This window comes from Streptomyces sp. YIM 98790, from assembly GCF_011421595.1.
In the GTDB taxonomy this organism is placed as follows: Bacteria; Actinomycetota; Actinomycetes; order Streptomycetales; family Streptomycetaceae; genus Streptomyces.
The window spans coordinates 15,003-34,728 of record NZ_WTLH01000046.1 but is presented as its reverse complement, the minus strand read 5'-3'; the positions used below and the strand labels follow the sequence as shown (position 1 = coordinate 34,728).

The window sequence follows — 19,726 nt, the reverse complement described above, 5'->3', positions numbered from 1 at the left end:
CCCGCCCTCGGTGGTGTCCTGGCCGCGGCTGCGGCGGCGGCGGGCGGCGCGGCGGGCCTCGCCGGCCCGGCGGGCCTCGGCGGCCTCGCGGTGCAGCTCCTCGGCGCGGTGCTGGTGCAGACGGTGGTGGTCGAACATGTCATCTCCCCGGGTCCGGCTGGATCGAGTGGATCGGCTGGCCTCCGCGGACCGCCGGCGGCGGTGGCCGCCGGCGGGATTTCCGCGGTGAGTCCACTCTCCCGGCCCAGGCACCCGCGCCACATCGGGCGTCTGCCCAGTCTTCGCCCCTCCGGGGGCCTTAGGTCCCCGGCCGGACACGACGGCACCCGGGACGGGGAGTGAGCCGTGCCACTGCCGGGGCCCCGGCGCTCCCTAAGGCCCCCCCTTCCGGGCCTTCCCGGCGTCTAAGGCCCTGAGGCTCTGCTCCGCGGGAGGGCCCCGCGGGGAGGGAGGCGGCCGCCGGGAGTGAGCCGGCCGTCCCGCCTCCCCTGGCGGCGTCCACGGCGGCACGGCGAGCCGCAGCGGGCGCGTCCACGCACCGCCCTCGGCGGGGCGGCGCACCGCCGCGGCAGGAACCCGCGGCGCGGGCCGGCGGTGGGTCCGGCGGGCAGGCCCGGCGGGGGCGGCGCGCGATCAGGAGCCGGGGCGGACGGTGACGGAGCCGTTGTCGGTGCGCACCGCGATGACGTGACCCGAGTCCCCCTGTTCCACCTCGACGTCGACGTCGCCGTGTCCCGTGTCGGTGCGTACGTCGTAGGCGGTGCCGCCGGGCACCTCGATGGTCACGGAACCGTTGTCGGTCTCCGCGTCGACCAGGGCGGGGGCGGACACCAGCGACAGGTGCACGGAGCCGTTGTCGCTGCGGGTGGTCACCTCCTCGGATGCCAGACCGTGTCCGGTGATCTTCCCGTTGCCGGTCTCCAGGGCGAGCGGGCCGGTGGAGTCCTCGATCTCGATCGCGCCGTTCTCCGTGGTCAGGGCGAGCGCGGTGGCGAATCCGGCCGCCGCCAGCGGACCGTTCTCCGCAGTCGCGCGGACCGCCGTCCCGGCCGGGACGGCCACCAGGTGGCGTGCGTCGCAGGAGGTCACCACGCCCTCGCAGCTGGTGCGCAGCTCCAGGGTGCCGTCGTCGCGCATGGACCAGGAGATGTCCGTGCTGCCGGCCAGCTTCTCGGCGTGGAACCACCGGGTGACGGACACCTCGCCGCTGAGGGACTCGTCCACCACCAGTTCGATCCGGCTGTTGTCGCCCTCGATCACCAGCTCACCGGTGCCGGGCAGGCCGAAGACCCGCTCCTCGCCGTCGATGTCGTGCGTCTCCTGCGTGCAGGCGGCCACCGTGGCCGGCAGGAGCAGCGCGGCGCCGGCGGCGAGCAGAGCGCGCGGAGCCGTGCGGCTGCTCCTGCGGACGTGGGTGCCCGGACCGGTGCCGGGCGTGCGGGTGCCGGTGATCGTCGTCATGTCCCGGACGCTAGGCGATCCCGGGTTCCGCCGCCCATCCGGGAGGTCCCCGATCCCGGGCCGGGGATGTCCCTGTCTTTTCCCCGGGGGGCCACGGGCTCCGGACCCGGCACGGCACGCCCGCAGGGCGGGCCGGCCGGGCATCACCGGGCCCGGGACGACACGTGGCGTCACGGCGACGGACCCCCGGGAGTGCCGGGGGTCCGTCGCCGTGACGCGGTGCTTCCGTACGCCGTGTGCTATCCGGAGACGCCGAGCCGTTCCAGGATGAGCTCGCGGGCCCGGGCGGCGTCGGCCTGGCCGCGGGTGGCCTTCATCACCGCGCCCACCAGCGCACCGGCCGCGGCCACCTTGCCGCCGCGGATCTTCTGGGCCACGTCCGGGTTGGCGGCGATGGCGTCGTCCACCGCCGAACCGAGCGCGCCCTCGTCGGAGACGATCCGCAGCCCGCGCTTCTCCACCACCTCGTCCGGGCCGCCCTCACCGGCCAGCACGCCCTCGATGACCTGCCGGGCCAGCTTGTCGTTGAGCGTGCCCTCGGCGACCAGGGCCGCCACCCGGGCCACCTGCTCCGGCCGGATGGGCAGCTCGCCCGGCTCCACGCCCTGCTCGTTGGCCCGGCGGGCCAGCTCGCCCATCCACCACTTGCGCGCGGCGGCCGGGTCGGCGCCCGCCCCGATGGTGGCGGTGATCAGGTCCAGCGCGCCCGCGTTGAGCACGGACCGCATCTCGTGCGCGGAGATGCCCCACTCCTCGCGCAGCCGTCCGCGCCGCACCCGGGGCAGCTCGGGCAGCTCGCCGCGCAGCTTCTCCACCCACTCCCGGGCCGGGGCCACCGGCACCAGGTCGGGCTCGGGGAAGTAGCGGTAGTCCTCGGCCTCCTCCTTGCGGCGCCCCGGCGTGGTGGTGCCGGTGTCCTCGTGGAAGTGGCGGGTCTCCTGGACGACCGTCTCCCCGGCCTGCAGCACCATGGCGTGGCGCTGGATCTCGAACCGCACCGCCCGCTCCACACTGCGCAGCGAGTTGACGTTCTTGGTCTCGCTGCGGGTGCCGAAGGCGTCGCGGCCGTGCGGGCGCAGCGACAGGTTGACGTCGCAGCGCATCTGGCCCCTCTCCATCCGGGCCTCGGACACGCCCAGTGCCCGGATCAGCTCGCGCAGCTCGGCCACATAGGCCCGGGCCACTTCCGGCGCCCGGGCGCCGGCCCCGGTGATCGGCTTGGTGACGATCTCGATCAGCGGGATGCCGGCCCGGTTGTAGTCGAGCAGGGAGTGGGACGCGCCATGGATACGGCCGGTGGCGCCGCCGATGTGGGTGGACTTGCCGGTGTCCTCCTCCATGTGGGCGCGTTCGATCTCGACCCGGAACACCTCGCCGTCCTCCAGCTCGACGTCGAGGTGGCCGTCGAAGGCGATCGGCTCGTCGTACTGGGAGGTCTGGAAGTTCTTCGGCATGTCCGGGTAGAAGTAGTTCTTCCGGGCGAAGCGGCACCAGTCGGCGATGGAGCAGTTCAGGGCCAGGCCGATGCGGACGGCCGACTCCACGCCGGTGGCGTTGACCACCGGCAGGGCGCCGGGCAGGCCGAGGCAGACCGGGCAGGTCTGGGTGTTCGCGTCCGCGCCGAGGGCGGTGGCGCAGCCGCAGAACATCTTGGTCTTGGTGCCCAGCTCGACATGGACCTCCAGGCCCATGACGGGGTCGTAGGACGCCAGCGCGTCCTCGTAGGACACCAGCTCGGTGACGGTCACGAAGGGATACCTCTCACATCAGTCGTCACAGCGGTGGCGGTCAGTCGGCCAGCACCTCGGTGGTGTCCCGCTCCTGGCCCATGCGGCGCAGCTCGCGGGCGAGCAGGGCGACCCCGGTGACAATGGCGGCGGCGGACACGACGGCGTCCGCAAGCTGGAGCTTGTCCTGCTCGGTACGGGCGGCGCGGAGCTGCTTGATGACGCTGACCGCGCCGAACAGCGTCGTCCCGAGCGACAGATACGTACCGGCCTTGGACTTGGGCTTCTTGCTCATAGGGCGGGTGCCTCCTCAAGGATCGGGTGACCCCAGCGTGCCTGGAAGGCGGCCTCCACCGCCGCCCCGACACGGTAGAGCCGGTCGTCGGCCATGGCCGGGGCGATGATCTGGAGGCCGACCGGGAGCCCGTCCTCCGGGGCCAGACCGCAGGGCAGGGACATGGCGGCGTTGCCCGCGAGGTTCGCCGGAATGGTGCACAGGTCGGCCAGGTACATGGCGATCGGATCGTCCACCCGCTCGCCGATGGGGAAGGCGGTGGTCGGGGTGGTGGGCGAGACCAGCACGTCGGCCCGGCCGAAGGCGGCCTCGAAGTCCCGGCTGATCAGGGTGCGGACCTTCTGGGCGCTGCCGTAGTAGGCGTCGTAGTAGCCGGAGGACAGGGCGTAGGTGCCGAGCATGATGCGCCGCTTGACCTCGGCGCCGAATCCGGCCGCCCGGGTGAGGGAGGTGACCTCCTCGGCGGAGCGGGTGCCGTCGTCGCCGGAGCGCAGACCGTAGCGCAGGCCGTCGAAGCGGGCCAGGTTGGAGGAGCACTCCGACGGCGCGATCAGGTAGTAGGCGGCCAGCGCCTTGGTGAAGGACGGGCAGTCCACCTCGACCACCTCGGCGCCCAGCTCGCGCAGCAGCTCCACGGCCTCCCCGAACCGCTGCATCACACCGGCCTGGTAGCCCTCGCCGGCGAACTGCTTCACCACGCCGACCCGCAGGCCCGCCACCGAGCCGTTGCGGGCGGCCTCGACGACGGGCGGGACGGGGGCGTCGACGGAGGTGGAGTCCATCGGGTCGTGGCCGGCGATCACCTCGTGCAGCAGGGCCGCGTCGAGCACGGTGCGGGCGCAGGGGCCGCCCTGGTCCAGGGAGGAGGAGAAGGCGATCATGCCGTAGCGGGAGACCCCGCCGTAGGTGGGCTTGACGCCGACGGTGCCGGTGACGGCGGCGGGCTGGCGGATGGAGCCGCCGGTGTCGGTGCCGATGGCCAGCGGGGCCTGGAAGGAGGCCAGGGCCGCGGCCGAGCCGCCGCCGGAGCCGCCGGGGATGCGGGTGAGGTCCCAGGGGTTGCCGGTGGGGCCGTAGGCGCTGTTCTCGGTGGAGGAGCCCATGGCGAACTCGTCCATGTTGGACTTGCCGAGGACCACGATGCCGGCCTCGCGCAGCCGGCGGGTGACGGTGGCGTCGTACGGCGGCAGCCAGCCCTCCAGCATTTTCGAGCCGCACGTGGTGGGCACGCCCTTGGTGGTGAAGATGTCCTTCAGGGCCAGCGGCACCCCGGCGAGCGGGCCGAGCCTCTCGCCGGCGGCGCGGCGGGTGTCCACCTCGCGGGCCTGGGCGAGGGCGCCCTCGCGGTCGAGGTGCAGGAAGGCGTGCACCTTCTCGTCCACGGCCTCGATGCGGGCCAGGTGGGCCTCTGCGACCTCGACGGCGCTGACCGCGCCGGAGGCGATGCGGGCGGCCAGCTCGGCGGCGGTGAGCCTGGTCAGTTCGCTGCTCATCCCTACTGCTCCTCCCCCAGGATCTGCGGCACCTTGAAACGCTGCTGCTCCTGCGCGGGCGCCTGGTCGAGCGCCTGCTCGGGGGTCAGGCTCGGACGGACCACGTCCGGGCGCATGACATTGGTCAGCGGCAGGGGGTGCGAGGTCGGGGGTACGTCCTCCTCGGCGACGTCGGAGACGGCGGCGACCGCTCCGATGATGGCGTCGAGCTGGCCGGCGAAGTGATCGAGCTCTTCGCGGGACAGCTCCAGACGCGCCAGCCGGGCGAGGTGGGCGACCTCCTCGCGCGTGATGCCAGGCATGTGGCGATCCTCTGGTGAGTCAGGTCGGGTGGGTCTGGAATGCCCCCATCCTAGGCGCCGCGCTCCCCCGGCCGCCCCCGCATTCGCCCGGCCGCTCACTGCCTCCGGCGGCGCGCCGCCCGCCCGCCTCCGCCGGACCCGCTGCGCGCCCGCGCCCGACAGGCCCGCCGCTCCCCCGTCTNCGCCCGCGCCCGACAGGCCCGCCGCTCCCCCGTCTCCGGCGGACGCACTGCTCGCCGACGCCCCGCGCGCGCCGCCCGCCCGCCTCCGGCACACCCGCTGCGCACCCTCGCCCCGCGGGCCCGCCACTCACCCGTGCCCGGCGGACGCACTGCTCGCCGACGCCCCGCGGTACGCCGCGCACGGCCTCCGGCGGCGCGCCGCTCGCCCGTCTCCGGCAGACCCGCTGCCCGCCCTCGCCCCGCGTGCCCGGCGGTACGCCGCTCACGGCCTTTGGCGGCGCGTGGCTCACCGGCCTGCGGTGGTGCGCCGCTCGGGGATGGCCGGCCGGACCGGCTGCGCCGGGCGGGGGATTCCACCGGGCGGCGCTCCGCGCCCGGCCCGGCCGTGTGCCCTTGCGGCCCGGCGCATCAGGGGGTGGCGGGGCGGGCGGGCGGGGCGGTGGTGGCGCCGGAGAGCGGCTGCGGGCCGTCGTGCGCGGCATCGCTGCGGCGGGCCCGCAGCCAGGCGGTGGTCTCGGCGGCGGGCATCGCGGGTGAGACCAGCCAGCCCTGCACCGCGTCGCAGCCCAGATCGCGCAGCCGCTCCCAGGTCTGGTCGTCCTCCACACCCTCGGCGACCACCACCAGCCCGAGCGAATGGGCCAGGTCCACGGTGCAGCGGACGATCTCGGCGTCCTCCGCGTCCTTGGCCAGCCGGGCCACGAAGGAGCGGTCGATCTTCAGCTCGCTGACCGGCAGCCGGCGCAGATGGGAGAGGGAGGAGTAGCCGGTGCCGAAGTCGTCCAGGGACATCCGCACGCCGTGGCCGGTGAGCCCGGCCAGGGTGTCGGCGGCCTGCTGCGGGTCCTCCAGCATCACGTGCTCGGTGATCTCCAGTTGCAGCGAGCCGGCCGGGACGCCGTGCCGGGCCAGCCGGGCGGCGACCGCGCCCGCGAAGCCGGGAGTGTAGACGTCGCGCGGGGAGACGTTGACCGCGACCGGCACGGTGATGCCCGCCTCGCGCCAGCGGGCCAGCTGGCCGAGCGCGGTCTCCAGCACGTATTCGGTGAGCCGGGGCATCAGCCCGGAGGTCTCGGCGATCTCGATGAACTGGTCCGGCGGCACCCGGCCGCGCTCCGGGTGCTCCCAGCGGACCAGCGCCTCCAGCCCGGCGACCCGGCCGTCGAAGCCGACCTTGGGCTGGTAGTGCAGCGCGACCTCGCCGGTGTCCAGGGCGCGGCGCAGATCGCCCAGCAGGCCGAGCCGGTCCGGGGTGTTGATGTCCCGGCTGGGCTCGTAGACCTCGGCGCCGGCCCGGTTGCGCTTGGCGGTGTACATCGCCACATCGGCACGGCGCAGCAGCCCTTCGGGTTCGGCCGCGTGCTCGGGGTAGACCGCGACTCCGGCGCTGGCCTCCACCACCAGGGGCATGCCGTCGAGCTCCAGCGGGGCGCCGAAGGAGGCGATGATCTCCCGGGCGGCGCGCTGGGCGCTGGTGGCGGAGGCGACCCGGGGCAGCAGCACGGCGAATTCGTCCCCGCCGAGCCGGGCGGTCTCGGCGTCGCGCGGCAGGGCGCGCTGGAGGCGGTCGGCGACCCGCAGCAGCAGCCGGTCCCCGGCCAGGTGGCCCAGGGTGTCGTTGACCCAGCGGAAGCGGTCCAGGTCGATCAGCACCAGGGCGCAGCGGGAGCCGGTCCGCTCGGCCTCGGCCAGTGCGGCGCGGGTGCGGTCCAGCAGCCAGCGGCGGTTGGGCAGGCCGGTGAGCGGGTCGAGCAGCTGTTCCTCGGCGCGCACCCGGGCGATCCACAGGGTGGAGTCCAGGGCGATCAGCGGCACCGCGAACAGCGGCACCAGCAGCGGCTTGTGCACGGTCACCACCACGATCAGCGGGGCGATGCCGAGCAGGGCCACCCCGATGGAGACCTGGCGCAGCAGCGCGGCGCGGTGCGGGCCGGGCAGCCCCCCGCCGGGTGGGGCGAAGCAGAACCAGAGCAGGGTGCGGGCCACGGCCAGATAGGCCAGGGCGGTGCACAGCAGGGCGGGCAGCGCCGCCGCGTCCCACTCGGCGGGTGACCAGGGGCCGGCCACGCTGGGGTGGCTGCCCCACAGGCCGAGTACCAGGGCGGCGGCGCCGATGCCGGTGATGTCGGCGGCGCCGTGCAGCAGGGCCTGCTGCCGGCGGTGCCGGCGCACGGTGCCGACCAGGGTGACCACGGCCAGGCTGACCAGGGCGGCCGGCACCCAGCCGTAGAGCAGCAGCATGGCCAGGGTGAGGGCGGCGCCGGAGCCGCTGCCGCCCCACCAGCGGTCCCGGCCCAGGGCGACCAGGTGGCCGACGATGATGCCGGTGAGCACGGCCAGGGCCCAGCCCTGCTCGGCGCCGGGGAACAGGGCCGCGCCCCGGGTGACGAGCCTTATCGAGCCGATGAGGAGGGCGAGCGCGGCTCCGCCGATGAGCGCGGCGCGGAACCACCGGGACAGCGCAGCGTGGTCACGCGGCGGGGCGGTTCGCCCCGTAGCTGGTGACTGCATGCGGGCCTACCTCTCACGGCGACACCTGCCCGCGTCCCGGCAGGCACTTGACCCCACATTAGGGCGCGGGAGGCTGCCTGCGGCACAGATCTCCGCGGCTTGGGGAAATCTGTGAGGTCCGTGCCGACCGCACGGAAAAATGCCTGGTATATGCCTTCTCGTTCCCACTCCGCCGCCACACTGAACACTCGGTCGGTCGTTCGAGTGATCACCCGTCAGACGGAGCGGGCTCCTCCTCGGCCGGATTGACCGCGGCGGCCCGGGCGGCGTCCGGCCCCTCGGCGAGCAGCACCCGCAGGCCGTTGTCGTCCAGCACCGGCACCTTGAGCTGGACGGCCTTGTCGTACTTGGAGCCCGGGTTCTCCCCCACCACCACGAAGGCCGTCTTCTTGGAGACCGAGCCCGTCACCTTGGCGCCCCGGGACTGGAGCTCCTCCTTGGCCTGGTCCCGGGTGTAGTCGGCCAGGGTGCCGGTGACCACCACGGTCAGCCCGTCCAGCGGGCGGGGACCGGCCGCCTCCCGGGTCTCCTCGGCCATCCGCACCCCGGCGGCCCGCCAGCGCTCCACGATCTCCCGGTGCCAGTCCTCGGCGAACCAGTCCTTGAGCGAGGCGGCGATGGTCGGGCCCACGCCCTCGGTGGCCGCCAGTTCCTCCTCGCTCGCCCCGGCGATGCGGTCCAGCGAACCGAACTCCCTGGCCAGCGCCTCGGCGGCCACCGGCCCGACATGGCGGATCGACAGCCCGGCGATGATCCGGGCCAGCGGGCGCTTCTTGGCCTCCTGCAGCGCCTCCAGCATGGCCAGGGTGTTCTTCTTGGGCTCGCCGGCCTGCGTGGCGAACACGCTGGCCACCTTGGGCTCACCCGTCTCCGGATCACGCTTGGGCAGGCCGGTGTCCTGATCCAGCACGTAAGCCCGGATCGGCAGCAGCTGCTCCACCGTCAGTTCGAACAGCCCGGACTCGTCCCGCAGCGGGGGCTCGGCCGGCTCCAGCGGCCGGGTCAGCGCGGTGGCCGTGACATAGCCGAAGTGGTCGATGTCCAGGCAGCGGCGGCCGGCCAGATAGAACAGCCGCTCCCGCAACTGCGCCGGGCAGGAGCGGGCGTTGGGGCAGCGCAGATCGACGTCCCCCTCCTTCATCGGCCGCAGCGCGGTGCCGCACTCCGGGCACTCGGCCGGCATCACGAACTCCCGCTCGCTGCCGTCCCGCAGATCGGCCACCGGGCCCAGAATCTCCGGGATGACGTCCCCCGCCTTGCGCAGCGCCACGGTGTCCCCGATCAGCACGCCCTTGGCCTTGACCACGTCCTGGTTGTGCAGGGTGGCGAACTCCACCTCGGAACCGGCCACGGTGACCGGCTCCACCACGGCGTAGGGCGTGACCCGGCCGGTGCGGCCCACGCCGACCCGGATGTCGACCAGCCTGGTATTGACCTCCTCCGGCGGGTACTTCCAGGCGATGGCCCAGCGCGGCGCCCGGGAGGTGGAGCCCATCCGGCCCTGGAGCGCGATCTCGTCCACCTTGACCACCACGCCGTCGATCTCGTGCTCCACGGCATGGCGGTGCTCGCCGTAGTAGGCGATGAATTCCCGCACCTGCGCCATGGAATCGGCCACGCCGACCGCCCGGGCGGTGGGCAGCCCCCACTCGCGCAGCAGCTCGTAGGCCTGGGAGAGCCGGTCGATGTCCAGCCCCCGGCGGGCGCCGATGCCGTGCACCACCAGCCGCAGCGGGCGGGAGGCGGTGATCTTGGGGTCCTTCTGCCGCAGCGAACCGGCCGCCGCGTTGCGCGGGTTGGCGAACGGCTTCTCGCCCTCCTCCACCAGCCGGGCGTTCAGCTCCTGGAAGCGCTCCATGGGGAAGAAGACCTCGCCGCGCACCTCCACCAGCTCCGGCACCCGCTCCCCGTCCAGCCGCAGCGGCACGTCGTCGATGGTGCGGACGTTGGGTGTGATGTCCTCGCCGGTGCGGCCGTCGCCCCGGGTGGCGGCGCGGACCAGGCGGCCGTGCTCATAGGTGAGACTGACCGCCAGCCCGTCCACCTTCAGCTCGCACAGGAAGTGGTACGGGATGCCGTCCAGTTCCTCGGCCACCCGGCCCGCCCAGGCGTCCAGCTCCTCGTCGTCGAAGGCGTTGTCCAGGGAGAGCATCCGCTCCCGGTGCTCCACCGGGGTGAAGTCGGTCTCGTAGGCGCCGGCGACCTTCTGGGTGGGCGAGTCGGGGGTGCGCAGCCCGGGGTGCTCCCGCTCCAGCGCCTCCAGGTCCCGCAGCATCCGGTCGAACTCGGCGTCGCTGATGACGGGCGTCTTCACGTAGTAGCGGAAGCGGTGCTCCTCGATCTGCTCGGCAAGCTGCTTGTGCCGCTCCCGGGCCTGAGCGGGAACGCCCATCTCTCCACCGGCCACGTCTCGTCTCCCGTCGGCTCGTCGCCTCGTCGGCTGGATCGCTCACTCGTCACACCGGTCGTCACACTGGCTTGCCGCGCAGGGTCGTCACACAGGGTCGTCGACCAGGGTCCGGGCGGCGCGGGTGCAGTGCTCCAGGGCGGCCCTGGCATACGCCGGGGAGGCCCCCGCGAGCCCGCAGGACGGAGTGACCACCACCGCCCGCGCAGCGGACTCCGGAGACAGCCCCAGCCTGCGCCACAGCGTCCGGACACCACTGACGGTACCGGCCGGGTCCGACAACGGACCCTCGCCGTCCGGGCCCGCGGTGCCGTGTCCCGGCAGCACCCCGGCGAAGAGCGCCACCCCCGCCTCCACCGACTCGGCCACCGCGTCGTACTCACGCTCGGTGAGCAGGGAGAGGTCGAAGGAGACCGCGCGGAAGCCGGATTCGCGCAGCAGGCCGAACGGCAGGCCGGGCGCGCAGCAGTGCACCGCGGGCAGCACCTGCGGCCCGCCGGCCGCGTCCAGCAGCGCCCGCAGCGTGTCCCGGACCACCGCACGGTCCACCGCCGGATAGGTGCGGTAGCCGCTGGCCGTCCTGACCCGCCCCCTGAGCACGGCGGGCAGCGACGGCTCATCAAGCTGGAGCACCGGGCGGGCCCCGGGAATCCGGCGGCGCAGACCGGCCAGATGGGCCCGCAGTCCCTCGGCGAGCGAGGCGGCCAGATCGCGGCAGGCGCCCGGATCGCCCAGCATGGCCTCGCCGTTGCGCCGCTCCACGGCTGCGGCGAGCGTCCACGGGCCGACGGCCTGAAGCTTCAGCGGCCCCGTGAAGCCCTGGGTGAACTCCTCCAGGGTGTCCAGGTCCTGGCGCAGCCAGGCGGCGGCACGGCGGGTGTCGCGGCCCGGGCGGTCGGCGATCCGCCAGCCGCTGGGCTCCCGCTGCACATACATCTCGGCCAGCAGACCGGCGGTGCGGCCGGTCATGTCGGCGCCGGGGCCGCGGCCGGGCAGTTCGGGCAGGAAGGGCAGGCCCTCCACCGCGCCGGTGACCACCCGCACCGTCTCCCGGATGTCCGTCCCCGGCATCGAGCCGACCCCGGTGGCGGTGCCCGGCTCCCAGGGGAACGCGCCGCCGTCCGCCGCCCCGTCCGCCGCGCTCATGCTGCTGCTCTCACTCATGCCTGCCGTCCCTGCCGTCCCTGCCGTCCACACTCTTCGCGCTGGTCATATGTCGGGGCTCCCACGGGCGGGGCGGGCTCAGGGGCCGGGGCGGACGCTGAGATCGGTGATCTCGCTGCCGCGCGGCAGGTCGAGCGCGGCCAGCACGGTGGCGGCCACCGACTCGGGCGTCATCCACTGCTCCGGGTCGTACGCCTTGCCCTCCTGCTGGTGCACCTTGGCCTGCATCGGGGTGGCGGTGCGCCCCGGGTAGACGGAGGTGACCCGGATTCCGTTGGCCGCCTCCTCGCCGCGCACCGCGTCGGCCAGCGCCTTCAGCCCGTGCTTGCTGGCCGCGTACGCGCCCCAGTCGGGGCTGGTGCGCAGCCCGGCGCCGGAGTTGACGAACACGATCTGGCCGCGGGCGGCGCGCAGCTGCGGCAGCAGCAGCCGGGTCAGCTCGGCCGGGGCGACCAGGTTGGCGGCCAGCACCGCGTTCCACACCTTGGGGGTCAGTTCGCCGACCGGGCCCAGTTCCACCACGCCCGCGATGTGCAGCAGGGCGTCGATCCGCTCCGGGACCCGCTGGTGGCCCAGTGCCCAGGAGAGCCGCTCCGGCTCGGCCAGGTCACCCGTCAGGGTGTGCGCGCCGGGAAAGCGTTCCCGCAGCTCGCGGGCGCGGCCGGCGTCCCGGGCCCACAGCCACAGCTCGTCGCCGCGCTCGGCGAGCCGGGACGTCACCGCCGCTCCGATACCCGAGCCGGCGCCAGTGATCACATGCGTAGCCATACCCGACATGATCTCCCATGCCCGCCGGGCCGGGCCGGGCACGGTACGCCGGAGCCGGTGGGCGCGGGGCGCCGGCCGGCGCCGCGACGGCCGCTCAGCCGAGCGGGGCGGTGCGGAGCGCCTCGCCGGGCGCCTCCCGGTCCGCCGCGGTCTCCAGCCGGTCCAGCAGCTCGACCGGGTCCTCGATGAAGAAGACCAGCTCGGCGAGCGGCCGGGGCAGGAAGCCGTCCGCCTCCATGCGCTCCATCTGGCGGCGCAGGCCGTCGTAGAAGCCGGCCGTGTTGAGCACGGCGACCGGCTTGTCGTGCATGCCGTGCTTCTTCAGCTCCAGCACGTCGGTGGCCTCGTCCAGGGTGCCGGTGCCGCCGACCATGACCACGACCGCGTCGGCCCGTTCCAGCAGCTGCGCCTTCCGCTCGGCGAGATTGCGGGTGACGATCATCTCGTCGGCGTCCGGGCGTGCCTTGTGCTGGAGGAACTCGACGGAGACGCCGACCAGCCGCCCGCCGCCCGCCTGCACGCCGTCCGCCATCACCTTCATCAGCCCGGCGTCCGAGCCGCCCCAGACCAGGGTGTGGCCGCGGCGCCCTGTCTCCTTGGCGAACTCCCGCGCCGGGGAGGTGTAGATGTCGTCGAGGTCGGCGGCGGAGCAGAAGACGCACAGGTTCATGCCCGGCAGCCTATGCCCGGCCGCCGCCCGGCGGGGGGCGTGGTAGACACGGAGCAGCGGCACGGGGGTCGTGCCGCGGTGGCACCGGAGCGCGGGAGGCGCACGTGCGGATCGCACTGAGCCAGATGCTGTCCACGGCTTCGCCGGAGGAGAACCTGGCGGTCATCGAGGCGCAGGCCCGGGACGCGGCGGCGGCCGGCGCGGAGGTGGCGGTGTTCCCCGAGGCGGCGATGGCCCGGTTCGGCGTCCCGCTGGGCCCGGTGGCCGAGCCGCTGGACGGGCCCTGGGCGCGGCGGGTGCGGGAGACCGCGCGGGCCACCGGCCTGCTGCTGGTGGCCGGGATGTTCACCCCGGCCGGGGACGGGCGGGTGACCAACACCCTGCTCATCACCGGGCGCGGCATCGACACCCGCTACGACAAGCTGCATCTCTTCGACGCCTTCGGATTCACCGAGTCGGCCACGGTCGCCCCGGGCGGCCGGCTGGTGACCGCGGACCTGGACGGCGTCCGCATCGGCTTCGCCACCTGCTACGACATCCGCTTCCCCGCGCTGTTCCAGGCGCTGGCGGAGGACGGCGCCCGGCTGGTCGTGGTGCCGGCCTCCTGGGGCGCCGGTCCGGGCAAGCGGGAGCAGTGGGAGGTGCTGGTCCGGGCCCGCGCCCTGGACTCCACCTGCTGGATCGCGGCCTGCGGCCAGGCCGACCCGCTCTCCGCGGGCGGCACCCCCTCCGGCGGCGCCCCGACCGGCATCGGGCACAGCATGGTCGCCTCCCCGCTGGGCGAGGTGCACGCCGCGCTCGGCCCGGAGCCGGGGCTGCTGGTCACCGACATCGACCCCGGCGGGCCCGTCGACCGGGCCCGCACCACCGTCCCGGTCCTGGCCAACCGGCGACGGGACCTGCCCGGTCCCGGCTGAAACCGGCGGCCCCGGCCGGTCCCGGCCGGGACGCCGGGCACGGCGGGACGCCGGGCACGACGGGACGCCGGGCACGACGCCGCCGGTGGTCAGCGATCGGCGGGGACGGCGGGGTGGGTGGCGGCGATGGTGGCGGAGCCGACCACCCGGGTGCCGTCGTAGAGCACCACGGCCTGGCCGGGGGCCACTCCGCGCACCGGCCGCTCGAAGCGGACCCGCAGCTCCTCCTCGCCGGCCGGCCCGGCGGTGGCCGGGTGCTCCTCGCCGTGCGCCCGGAGCTGGGCGGTGTAGCTGCCCGGCCCGGCGGGCGGGCTGCCGCACCAGCGCGGCCGGACGGCGGTGAGGGCGATGACGTCCAGGGCCTCGGCCGGGCCCACCGTGACGGTGTTGTGCACCGGGGAGATGTCCAGGACGTAGCGGGGCTTGCCGTCCGGTGCGGGGCGGCCGATGCGCAGGCCCTTGCGCTGGCCGATGGTGAAGCCGTGCGCGCCGTCGTGGGTGCCGACCCGGGTGCCGTCCTGGTCCAGGATGTCCCCCGGCTCGCTGCCGAGGTGGCGGGCGAGGAAGCCACGGGTGTCGCCGTCGGCGATGAAGCAGATGTCGTGGCTGTCGGGCTTGCGGGCCACGGCCAGGCCGCGCCGCTCCGCCTCGGCCCGGATCTCCTCCTTGGTGGTGACGGTGTCGCCGAGCGGGAAGAGGGAGTGGGCGAGCTGGCGCTCGTCCAGCACGCCCAGCACATAGGACTGGTCCTTGGCGTGGTCGGACGCGCGGTGCAGCTCACGGCCGCCGTCCGGGCGGACCACGACCTTGGCGTAGTGGCCGGTGCAGACCGCGTCGAAGCCCAGGGCCAGGGCCTTGTCCAGCAGCGCCGCGAACTTGATCTTCTCGTTGCAGCGCAGGCAGGGGTTGGGGGTGCGGCCGGCCCGGTACTCGGCGATGAAGTCCTCCACCACATCGGCCCGGAAGCGCTCGGCGAGGTCCCAGACGTAGAACGGGATGCCGATGATGTCGGCGGCCCGGCGGGCGTCCCGGGAATCCTCGATGGTGCAGCAGCCCCGGGCGCCGGTGCGGAAGGACTGCGGGTTGGCGGAGAGTGCCAGATGGACACCGGTGACGTCGTGCCCGGCCTCGGCGGCCCGGGCGGCGGCCACGGCGGAGTCGACGCCGCCGGACATCGCGGCCAGGACGCGGAGACGGGGAGCAGCACTCATCACGCGCACCAGGGTACGGGGTCGATACGAGGCGCGGCCAAGGGGAAACCGTACCCGGGGACGGGGGCCGCCGGGCGCGGGGCGCGGCCGGGACAGACGGCCGGGGCGGCGCCGCGGCCGGGATGCGGGACGGCCGATGCGGGACGGCCGATGCGGGTTGGCCGATGCGGGGTGGGCTCAGGACAGGCCGGCGGCGCGGGCCCGGGCCACCGCGGGGCCGATGGCCGCGGCCAGCGCCGCCACGTCCTCCTTGACGGTGGTGTGGCCGAGTGAGAACCGCAGCGTGCCGCGCGCCAGTTCGGGATCGGTGCCGGCGGCCAGCAGCACATGGCTGGGCTGGGCGACCCCGGCGGTGCAGGCCGATCCGGTGGAACAGGCGATGCCCTGGGCGTCCAGCAGCAGCAGCAGGGAGTCGCCCTCGCAGCCGGGGAAGGCGAAGTGGGCGTTGGCGGGCAGCCGGCCGGCCGGGTCCGGGTCGCCGCCGAGCACCGCGTCGGGCACGGCCGCCCGGACCGCGGCGATCAGCTCGTCGCGCAGCCCGCCGACCCGGTCGGCGAACTCGGCGCGCCGGGCGACGGCCAGTTCGGCGGCCACCGAGAACCCGGCGACGGCCGGGACGTCCAGGGTGCCGGAGCGGATCTCGCGCTCCTGCCCGCCGCCGTGCAGCACCGGCACCGGGGTCCAGGAGCGGTCCAGCAGCAGGGCGCCGATGCCGTAGGGTCCGCCGATCTTGTGGCCGGAGACGGTGACGGCGGCGGCCCCGGAGGCGGCGAAGTCCACCGGGAGCTGGCCGACGGCCTGCACGGCGTCGGCGTGCATCGGGATGCCGTGCTCGGCGGCGACCGCGGCCAGCGCGGCAACCGGCATCACCGTGCCGATCTCGTTGTTCGCCCACATCACGGTGGCCAGCGCGACGTCGTCCGGGCCGTGCGGGCCGGCGGCGATCGCCTCCCGCAGGGCGTCGGGATGCACCCGGCCGTGGGCGTCGACCGGCAGCCACTCCACCCGGGCGCCCTCGTGGTCGGCCAGCCACTGGACGGTGTCCAGCACGGCATGGTGCTCCACCGGGCTCGCCAGCACCCGGGTGCGCCGCGGGTCCGCGTCCCGCCGCGCCCAGTACAGGCCCTTGACCGCGAGGTTGTCGGCCTCGGTGCCGCCGCTGGTGAAGACCACCTCGCCGGGGCGGGCGCCGAGCGCCGCGGCGAGGCGCTCCCGGCCCTCCTCGACCGTGCGGCGGGCCCGCCGGCCGGCCGCGTGCAGGGCGGAGGCGTTGCCGGTGAGCGACAGCTGGGCCGCCATGGCGTCCCGGGCCTCGGGCAGCATGGGGGTCGTGGCGGCGTGGTCGAAGTAGGGCATGGTGGGGCCGATTGTAAGCGCGGGGGCCGGGCCGCCCGGCGCGGGCGGGTGGCGGCAGGGCGGCAGGACGGCAGCGCGACGGCGGGCGCGGTTGGCGCTATGCGGCCTTGACAGCCGGGTACGGCCCTGCGCGGCCCCGGCCCGGCACGGAGTGGCCCGGTGCGACCCCGCGTGACCCCGCATGACCCGGTGTGACCTCGTGAGACCCGATGCGACGCAGTGTGACGCGGCGTGACGCCTCGTGACGTGGCGTGGCGCATTGTGACGCGGTGTGACGCGGTGTGACGCGGCGGCCAGGGCGGCACGCCGGCGCTGCACGCCCCGGGCGCGGGCGCGGGCCGGGACGCGGAACCGCCGGGGGCCGCAACGGCGTTCTTCCACCGGAGGATGAGATGAGCGAGACGACGGGGGACGGCCGTTCCGCCGGTGCGGGGCACCGCGGGCGGCCCAGGCGCGGGACCGGGCGGCGGGCGTTGCTCACCGGCGCGGTGGGCGCCTTCGCGCTGGGCACCGCCTATGGGCAGCGGGAGCGCCTGGAGGAGTGGTGGTGGCGCCACTCGGGGGCGGACGTGCCCCGGGTGGAGGGCGAGGTGGACCATCCGGGTGCGGAGTGGATACCGGCCTCGGCGGCCAATCTGCGGCGGGCCAACCGGCCGCGGGACTACACCGTCGACCGGGTGGTGATCCACATGCCGGAGGCGACCTACGACATCACGCTGCGGGTCTTCCAGGACCCCTCGCACCGGGCCTCCACCCACTATGTGGTGCGGTCGGCGGACGGGCACGTGGCGCAGATGGCACGGGAGCTGGACGTGGCGTACCACGCCGGGCACCGGGGCTACAACGAGCGCAGCGTGGGCATCGAGCACGAGGGCTGGGCGGACGATCCCTCCTATCTGACGGACGCCATGTACGAGTCCTCGGCGCGGCTGGTGGCGGGGATCTGCGGGCGGTACGGCATTCCGGTGGACCGGGAGCACATCATCGGCCACAACGAGGTGCCGGACGTTGTCCGTATCTGCCCGGGTCCGCACTGGGACTGGGAGCGCTACATCGAGATGGTCCGCGCGGTCTGACGGGCTCCGGCGCGGCCCGGCCCGGCTCAGCCCTCGCGGCGGGTCGGCCGCACGGCCGCACGGCCGCTCAGCCGCCGGATTCGGCGACGAGTTCGGCCAGCGTCTGCGGGCGGCGGATGACCGACAGCGACGGCGCATGGTCGGCGCCGAAGGTGACGCCGTACACGGCCGGGCGGGGCAGGCTGTTGTAGCCGAACGGGGTGGAGGCGTAGTAGGCGCCGGTGTCCAGCAGTACGGCCAGATCGCCCTGGTCGAGGCGGGGCAGCAGCCGGTCGCGGGCGACCAGGTCACCGGCGAAGCAGCAGGGGCCGGCCACGTCCTGCCGGACCGGCTGCGCCTGCTTGGGCCGGCCCCGCGGATCGTAGGCGGCCACCCGCAGCGGCCAGGCACCGGGGGCGAAAACGGTCCGGGTGGCGATCTGCGCCCCGGCGTGGGTGACGGCGATCCGCCGGCCGCCGGAGGTCTTGGCGTACTCCACCCGGGCAACCACCAGGCCGGCCTTGGCGATCAGCGACCGGCCGAACTCGGTGACCAGGCCGTAGCGGCCGTCGAACAGCCCGGGGGCGGCGGCCCGAAGCTGCCGGGCGTACTCGGCATGGGTGGGGACGGCCTCGTCGGAGGTGAAGTTGACCGGCAGGCCGCCGCCGATGTCGAGGGTGGTGACGCGCTGCTCACCGGCGGCCTCGTTGATCTCGTCGGCCAGCTCCAGCAGGGCGCGGGCGCCGGCCGCCATGACCTCGGTGGGCATGCCCTGGGAGCCGACGTGGCAGTGCAGCCGGGTCAGCCAGGGCCGTTCCAGGAAGGCCCGTACCAGCCACTCGCGGGCGCCCGGGTCGGCCAGCGGGATGCCGAACTTCGAGGTGACGGTGGCGGTGCTCATGGCCCCGATGGAGCCCGCGCCGAGCTGGGGGTTGACCCGGATGCCGAGGGCGGGGCGGGCGGGCGTCCCGGGAGAGCCCGGACCGGCGGCGGGCGCCGGTACGCCGGACACCCCGGACACCCCGGACATCCCGGACGTCCCTGACGCCCCGGACACCAGGGCGTCCAGCCGGTGCAGCTCCTGGACGTTGTCGGCGTTGACCGCGACGCCCAGCCGCAGCGCCTCGCGCAGCTCCGCGCCGGTCTTGGCCGGGGAGTCCAGCACGATGCGCCCGGCCGGGACCCCGGCGGCGCGGGCCAGGGCCAGTTCCCCGGGGCTGGCCGCCTCGCAGCCGACGCCGAGGCCGTGCAGCAGCCGCAGCACCGGCACCAGGGAGCACGCCTTGACCGCGAAGGTGTGCAGCACCTGCTGGCCGGGCGCGGCGACCTCGGCGAAACCGGCGTGCAGCGCGCGCACGGTGTCGCGGACGGCGGTCAGGTCGAGCAGGGCGAGCAGCGGTTCGTCGTCGGTGAGCAGCCGCTGCTCCACGGCGGCCCGCACCGCCAGATCACGCCGGGCGGCCAGGTCCAGGGCGGTAGCCGGAGTCATGTCCCCAGCTCACCAGCCGGGCGCGGCGGCGGGCTTCCTCCCTCAGGGAGGAAATCTCCCTTCGGCGGCGGCGGCCGGGCCGGGCCGGGAGAGCAGGTCGCGCCGGGTGGCGATGCCGAGCTTGCGCAGCACCCCCCGGACATGGGTCTTCACGGTGGTGAGCTCCAGATGCAGGGCATCGGCGATCTGCTGGTTGGTGCGGTGCAGCAGCATCAGTCCCAGGACCTCCCGTTCCCGCGCGGTCAGCGCCGGAGCGGCCTCGCCGGAGGGCCCGGCGGGCGGCCGGCCGGTGAGCGGCAGCCAGACCCGCTGTCCCCGGCGCACGGCGCGGATGGCGGTGAGCAGCGATTCGGAGGAGGCGCCCTTGTAGAGGAAGCCGTCGGCCCCGGCGAAGTAGCTGGCGGTCACCTGCTCGGGGGCGTTGTAGGCGGTGTAGACGAGCACCGGCGGCGGCTGCGGCAGGCGCTTGACCGAGCGGCAGATGTCCGCTCCCTGGAAGGCCCCCTCCAGCCGCAGGGCCAGCACCACCAGCTCCGGCCGCAGCTCCCGGGCCAGCCGCAGCGCCTCGGCGCCCGTGCCCGCCTCGGCCACCACCCGCAGATCGGGCTGGCTCTCGATGACGGTCCGCAGGCCCAGCCGCACCACCGGGTGGTCCTCCACCAGCATCACGCGCACCATCCGCCCACCTCCGCTCAGCGCAGAGTAACGGCACCGGGCG

Annotated in this window: 16 protein-coding genes; 2 read left to right on the top strand and 14 right to left on the bottom strand. The window is 74.9% G+C overall.

What is annotated here, in order from left to right; all coding sequences use genetic code 11:
• Window positions 1–633: 633 nt before the first annotated feature.
• From GQS09_RS10870 to GQS09_RS10825, 10 genes are all read right to left on the bottom strand, one after another.
• On the bottom strand, window positions 634–1,461 hold the full coding sequence (locus GQS09_RS10870) for a DUF4097 family beta strand repeat-containing protein (RefSeq protein ID WP_165985814.1): 828 nt from the start codon (window positions 1,459–1,461) through the stop codon (window positions 634–636).
• Window positions 1,462–1,700: 239 nt separating this feature from the next.
• On the bottom strand, window positions 1,701–3,209 hold the full coding sequence (gene gatB / locus GQS09_RS10865; protein WP_165985813.1) for an Asp-tRNA(Asn)/Glu-tRNA(Gln) amidotransferase subunit GatB: 1,509 nt from the start codon (window positions 3,207–3,209) through the stop codon (window positions 1,701–1,703).
• 40 nt (window positions 3,210–3,249) lie between these two features.
• Window positions 3,250–3,483, bottom strand: a complete 234-nt coding sequence (locus tag GQS09_RS10860; RefSeq protein ID WP_165985812.1) for a hypothetical protein — start codon at window positions 3,481–3,483, stop codon at window positions 3,250–3,252.
• On the bottom strand, window positions 3,480–4,976 hold the full coding sequence (gene gatA, locus GQS09_RS10855) for an Asp-tRNA(Asn)/Glu-tRNA(Gln) amidotransferase subunit GatA (protein ID WP_165985811.1): 1,497 nt from the start codon (window positions 4,974–4,976) through the stop codon (window positions 3,480–3,482). Before gatA ends, GQS09_RS10860 begins: the two co-directional genes overlap by 4 nt.
• A 2-nt stretch (window positions 4,977–4,978) precedes the next feature.
• A complete protein-coding gene (gene gatC / locus GQS09_RS10850) occupies window positions 4,979–5,278 on the bottom strand; it encodes an Asp-tRNA(Asn)/Glu-tRNA(Gln) amidotransferase subunit GatC (RefSeq protein WP_165985810.1) in 300 nt (99 codons plus the stop codon).
• 590 nt (window positions 5,279–5,868) lie between these two features.
• The gene (locus tag GQS09_RS10845) at window positions 5,869–7,971 is read right to left on the bottom strand and encodes a bifunctional diguanylate cyclase/phosphodiesterase (protein WP_165985809.1); all 2,103 of its coding nucleotides are present in this window, start codon (window positions 7,969–7,971) and stop codon (window positions 5,869–5,871) included.
• Window positions 7,972–8,179: 208 nt separating this feature from the next.
• Window positions 8,180–10,363, bottom strand: coding sequence for an NAD-dependent DNA ligase LigA (gene ligA / locus GQS09_RS10840; protein ID WP_165985808.1), 2,184 nt, complete (start codon window positions 10,361–10,363; stop codon window positions 8,180–8,182).
• A gap of 102 nt (window positions 10,364–10,465) precedes the next feature.
• Complete coding sequence (locus GQS09_RS10835) at window positions 10,466–11,524, bottom strand: methionine synthase (RefSeq protein ID WP_165985816.1); 1,059 nt, start codon at window positions 11,522–11,524, stop codon at window positions 10,466–10,468.
• A 96-nt stretch (window positions 11,525–11,620) separates the two neighbouring features.
• Entirely contained in the window at window positions 11,621–12,310 is a 690-nt protein-coding gene (locus GQS09_RS10830) for an SDR family oxidoreductase (protein ID WP_165985807.1), read from the bottom strand.
• 94 nt (window positions 12,311–12,404) lie between these two features.
• Window positions 12,405–12,980, bottom strand: coding sequence for a TIGR00730 family Rossman fold protein (locus tag GQS09_RS10825; protein WP_165985806.1), 576 nt, complete (start codon window positions 12,978–12,980; stop codon window positions 12,405–12,407).
• Between the two features lie 104 nt (window positions 12,981–13,084).
• Between GQS09_RS10825 and GQS09_RS10820 the strand changes: the two genes are divergently transcribed.
• Window positions 13,085–13,897 carry a carbon-nitrogen hydrolase family protein gene (locus GQS09_RS10820; protein ID WP_165985805.1) on the top strand — a complete coding sequence of 271 codons (813 nt, stop codon included), beginning with the start codon at window positions 13,085–13,087 and terminating at the stop codon, window positions 13,895–13,897.
• A gap of 89 nt (window positions 13,898–13,986) precedes the next feature.
• On the opposite strand, the gene mnmA is transcribed toward GQS09_RS10820, so the two are convergent.
• Window positions 13,987–15,108 carry a tRNA 2-thiouridine(34) synthase MnmA gene (mnmA, locus tag GQS09_RS10815; RefSeq protein ID WP_165985804.1) on the bottom strand — a complete coding sequence of 374 codons (1,122 nt, stop codon included), beginning with the start codon at window positions 15,106–15,108 and terminating at the stop codon, window positions 13,987–13,989.
• A gap of 177 nt (window positions 15,109–15,285) precedes the next feature.
• Window positions 15,286–16,464, bottom strand: a complete 1,179-nt coding sequence (locus GQS09_RS10810; protein WP_165985803.1) for a cysteine desulfurase family protein — start codon at window positions 16,462–16,464, stop codon at window positions 15,286–15,288.
• Window positions 16,465–16,856: 392 nt separating this feature from the next.
• Here GQS09_RS10810 and GQS09_RS10805 point away from each other — a divergent pair, with 392 nt between their 5' ends.
• Window positions 16,857–17,540 carry an N-acetylmuramoyl-L-alanine amidase gene (locus GQS09_RS10805; protein WP_165985802.1) on the top strand — a complete coding sequence of 228 codons (684 nt, stop codon included), beginning with the start codon at window positions 16,857–16,859 and terminating at the stop codon, window positions 17,538–17,540.
• A gap of 67 nt (window positions 17,541–17,607) precedes the next feature.
• Here the strand turns inward: GQS09_RS10805 and GQS09_RS10800 are convergent, their stop codons facing one another.
• Window positions 17,608–19,008, bottom strand: a complete 1,401-nt coding sequence (locus tag GQS09_RS10800) for a diaminopimelate decarboxylase (RefSeq protein ID WP_165985801.1) — start codon at window positions 19,006–19,008, stop codon at window positions 17,608–17,610.
• Window positions 19,009–19,050: 42 nt separating this feature from the next.
• Window positions 19,051–19,686: a response regulator transcription factor gene (locus GQS09_RS10795; RefSeq protein ID WP_165985800.1), complete on the bottom strand. Its 636-nt coding sequence runs from the start codon at window positions 19,684–19,686 to the stop codon at window positions 19,051–19,053.
• Window positions 19,687–19,726 lie beyond the last annotated feature (40 nt).